This window comes from Herbaspirillum sp. UBA812, assembly GCF_002296545.1.
GTDB classification, from domain to species: Bacteria; Pseudomonadota; Gammaproteobacteria; order Burkholderiales; family Burkholderiaceae_D; genus Herbaspirillum; species Herbaspirillum huttiense.
Genome location: NZ_DBIC01000317.1, coordinates 1 through 3619 on the forward strand (window position 1 = coordinate 1; position 3619 = coordinate 3619).

General features: G+C 65.5%; 4 protein-coding genes. 2 read left to right on the forward strand and 2 right to left on the reverse strand.

Annotated features, from left to right (window positions below):
- The coding region (locus tag B3873_RS21580) for a methyl-accepting chemotaxis protein (protein ID WP_286868981.1) at positions 1–378 on the forward strand (378 nt) is incomplete at its 5' end.
- Between the two features lie 152 nt (positions 379–530).
- On the opposite strand, the gene B3873_RS21585 is transcribed toward B3873_RS21580, so the two are convergent.
- On the reverse strand, positions 531–1619 hold the full coding sequence (locus B3873_RS21585) for an ATP-binding protein (protein WP_286868984.1): 1089 nt from the start codon (positions 1617–1619) through the stop codon (positions 531–533).
- A 23-nt stretch (positions 1620–1642) separates the two neighbouring features.
- Positions 1643–2383 carry a response regulator gene (locus B3873_RS21590; protein ID WP_286868986.1) on the reverse strand — a complete coding sequence of 247 codons (741 nt, stop codon included), beginning with the start codon at positions 2381–2383 and terminating at the stop codon, positions 1643–1645.
- Positions 2384–2553: 170 nt separating this feature from the next.
- Here B3873_RS21590 and B3873_RS21595 point away from each other — a divergent pair.
- The coding region (locus tag B3873_RS21595; RefSeq protein WP_286868988.1) for an efflux RND transporter permease subunit at positions 2554–3619 on the forward strand (1066 nt) is incomplete at its 3' end.

Here is a 3619-nt window from a genome sequence, read left to right on the forward strand (position 1 = left end):
GGACGCGGCTTTGCCGTGGTCGCCTCGGAAGTGCGCACGCTGGCGCAACGCTCGGCGGCCGCCGCCAAGGAGATCAAGGAACTCATCGACAACTCGGTCTCCAAGGTCGATGCCGGCAGTGCGCTGGTCAACCAGGCCGGCTCCACCATGGATGAAGTCGTCGCCAGCGTACAACGCGTTACCGAAATCATTGCCGGCATCAGCTCGGCCAGCCAGGAACAGTCCGCCGGCGTGGAGCAGATCCAGCAGGCGATCAGCCAGATGGATAACGTGACCCAGCAGAATGCCGCCCTGGTGGAGCAGGCCTCGGCCGCCGCCGAGTCGATGCAGGAGCAGGCCCACAAGCTCAGCGGACTGGTCGGGGCCTTCAAGACCTAGCGCAGGCGAATACGAACGCCCACTGGCGGGGGCTGGAGGGCGATATGAAGAGAACTTCAGCAGGCTGCCGTCCATGCGGCCCAGGCGGGGGCCAGGCCGCTAGCGGAGTGAAGAGAAGGGTGATTTTTCGGCAGGCGTGGCGAGCGCCTGTTTCATTTCGGCCAGCGCAACTCGAAGCAGGCACCGCCCAGGGGCGAGGGCTGGCAATCCACCGTGCCGCCATGCGCGCTGGCGATGGCCCGCACCACGGCCAGTCCCAGCCCGCTACCCTTGGCGGCCGCGTCGCCACTGCGGGGCCCACGCTCGAAGGCATCGAAGATGCGCTGCGCGTCGCTGGCGGACAGGCCTGGACCGCTGTCCTCCACGCGCAGGCAATGCTGGCCATCGACGACCAGGGTACTGATGCGCAAGGGGCCCGGCGTGGCGTGTTGCAGGGCATTCTCCAGCAGCGCCAGTAGTGCCTGGCGGATGCGCACCGGGTCGCATGCCGGGTGCTCCACCCCCAGCGCCAGGGTGAGCGTGAAGCCCTTGTCGTGCAGCGCCGATTCACAGGCTTTCAGCACCGTCATGATCTCCTGCCGCAGATCGGCCTGCTGCAGCTGGATGCGCAAATGGCCGCTTTCGGCCAGCCCCACAATGCGCAAGTCCTCGATCAGCCGGCCCAGTCCTTCCACCTGCACCAGCAGGCTGGAAAAGAGCGCCGGATCGGGCTGGAACACGCCATCGGCCAGGCCCTGCAGACGCCCGCGCAGGATCGTCACCGGCGTGCGCAGCTCGTGCGCAATCGCGGCGTTCCAGAAGATGCGTTCCTGCTGCACCCGCTCCAGCCGTTCGGCCATGGCATTGAAATCGCTGATCAGTTGTGAGGCTTCGTCCAGCGGCTGCCGGTCTGCGGCGGCGCGCGCGGCCAGGTCACCCTGCGCCACGCGACGCAAACTGGTGGCCACCGAATTCAAGGGCGTGAGGATGCGGCGCGATAACCGGATGGCCACCCACACCGCGATGGCCACGCCGACGAGCGTGGTCACGAAGATCCAGCCCCATTCAGCGGGCGAGGGCAGCCAGCTGTCCGGTGCGGAGAGCGCCGTGGGCAGGAAGATGAACAGCGTCGAATAAAACGCGTAGGACCCCAGCAGTACCATCAGCATGATGGTCAGTGCCAGGATGGCAATGGAGCTGATGATCTGGCGCGCCAGTCCCTTGCCGCGCCAGAGGGTCAGGAGATCGATGCCGGGTTTCATGGATGCGTATCGGGTGCGTGCAATCAGCCGCCCTGCTGGAAGCGGTAGCCGACCCCGCGAATGCTCACCGGGATACCGGCCAGCCCCAGGTCTTCCAGCTTCTTGCGCAGCTTGCTGACGTGGCTGTCCACGGTGCGTTCCAGGGTATCGCCCTCGGGCAGGCAGGTGGCCAGCAGTTCGGCGCGGCTGAACACGCGGCGCGGGGCGCGGGCCAGTTGTGCCAGCAGCTTGAATTCGGTCAGCGTCAGCACCAGCGTGTGGCTCACGCCCTCGATCTCGGCCACCACCTCATGCTGTTCGAAATCGATCACGAAGGGCGGGGCACGCAGGATGCGGCGGTCTTCGCGCTCCTCGCGCGGCAGGCTGCGGCGCAATACCGCTTCCACGCGCGCGACCACTTCGGCCGGATTGAAAGGTTTGACCACGTAGTCATCGGCACCGATGCGCAGTCCCGTGAGCTTGTCCACGTCCTGGTCCAGCGCGGTGAGCAGGATGACCGGCGTGTTGTCGCGCTGGCGGATCTGCGCCAGCACCTGCCAGCCATTGACCTGCGGCATCTGGATATCGAGCAGCACCAGGTCCGGCTTGAGCGAGAGATGCAGGTCCAGTGCCCGCGCACCATCGGCCGCATGCACGCTGCGCATGCCGCTGCGGGCCAGGTAGGCGGCCAGGATCTCGGCGATCTCGGGTGCATCCTCGGCGATGAGGATCAGCGCACCCGTGGCCGGTGCGGCCTCGCCGGCTTTCACTTGGGTTGCCGCCATTCTTGCGTTCTCCATCAAAACTCCATCGTTGTATCGCGCAAACCTCATGCGCATGCCCCAGACTCCGCCTTCGCTCGCGATTGTACTGTCGGGCAGCCCGTGCGGCAAAAAAGCCGTGGGTTGACCGGCAGGCGCTGTCCTTCGCGTGTTTCCCCGGATGGAGTTCCTGCATGCCTCGCTTCTTTATCGACCGCCCCATCTTTGCCTGGGTGGTCGCGCTGTTCATCGTGCTCTTCGGCGTGATCGCCATGAGCCAGTTGCCCATAGCCCGCTATCCCTCGGTGGCCCCGCCCAGCGTGACGATCAACGCCACCTATCCGGGGGCCACGCCGCAGACCATGAACGATGGCGTCATCAGCCTGATCGAGCGTGAGTTGTCGGGCGTGAAGAACCTGCTCTATTTCGAATCCTCGGCCGATACCTCCGGCAGCGCCCAGATCACCGTGACCTTCAAGCCCGGCACCGATCCGGAGCTGGCCCAGGTCGACGTGCAGAACAAGCTCAAGGCCATCGAAGCGCGCCTGCCACAAACCGTGCGCCAGAACGGCGTGACCGTGGAGTCGGCGGCCTCGGGCTTCCTGCTCATGGTCAGCCTGACCTCGGTGGACGGCCGCCATGATGAAATTCGCCTCAACGATTACCTGGCCCGCAACATCGTCGAAGAACTGCGCCGCGTCGACGGCGTAGGCCGCGTGCAGCTGTTCGGTGCCGAGCAGGCGATGCGGATCTGGATCGATCCCTTCAAGCTCAATGCCTTCGGACTGTCCGTAACAGATATCAGTACAGCGATCAGCCAGCAGAACGCACAGATTGCTCCCGGACGCCTGGGCGATACGCCAACTGTACCGGGCCAGCAGATCGCCGTTCCCCTGACAGTACAAGGACAGTTGCAGTCACCGGACCAGTTCGCTTCCATCGTGCTCAAGGCCAAGGCCGATGGTTCGCGGGTGCTGCTGGGCGACGTGGCCCGGGTCGAACTGGGCGCGCAATCCTATGCCTTCGCCAACCGTGAAGACGGCAAGCCTGCGGGCGTGGCGGCCGTACAGCTCTCGCCCGGTGCCAACGCCGTCCGCACGGCCGCGGCGATCCAGGCGCGCATGGAAGAACTGCGCCCCAGCCTGCCGCAGGGCATGCAGTTCTCGCTGCCCTACAACACCGCGCCCTTCGTCAAGATCTCCATCCAGAAAGTGGTGCAGACCCTGATCGAGGCCATGGTGCTGGTGTTCCTGGTGATGT

Bases quoted from the DNA above. Each gene is read 5' to 3' on its own strand.
- B3873_RS21585 (WP_286868984.1), bottom strand. From the start codon at position 1,619: ATGAAACCCGGCATCGATCTCCTGACCCTCTGGCGCGGCAAGGGACTG.
- B3873_RS21590 (WP_286868986.1), bottom strand. From the start codon at position 2,383: ATGGCGGCAACCCAAGTGAAAGCCGGCGAGGCCGCACCGGCCACGGGT.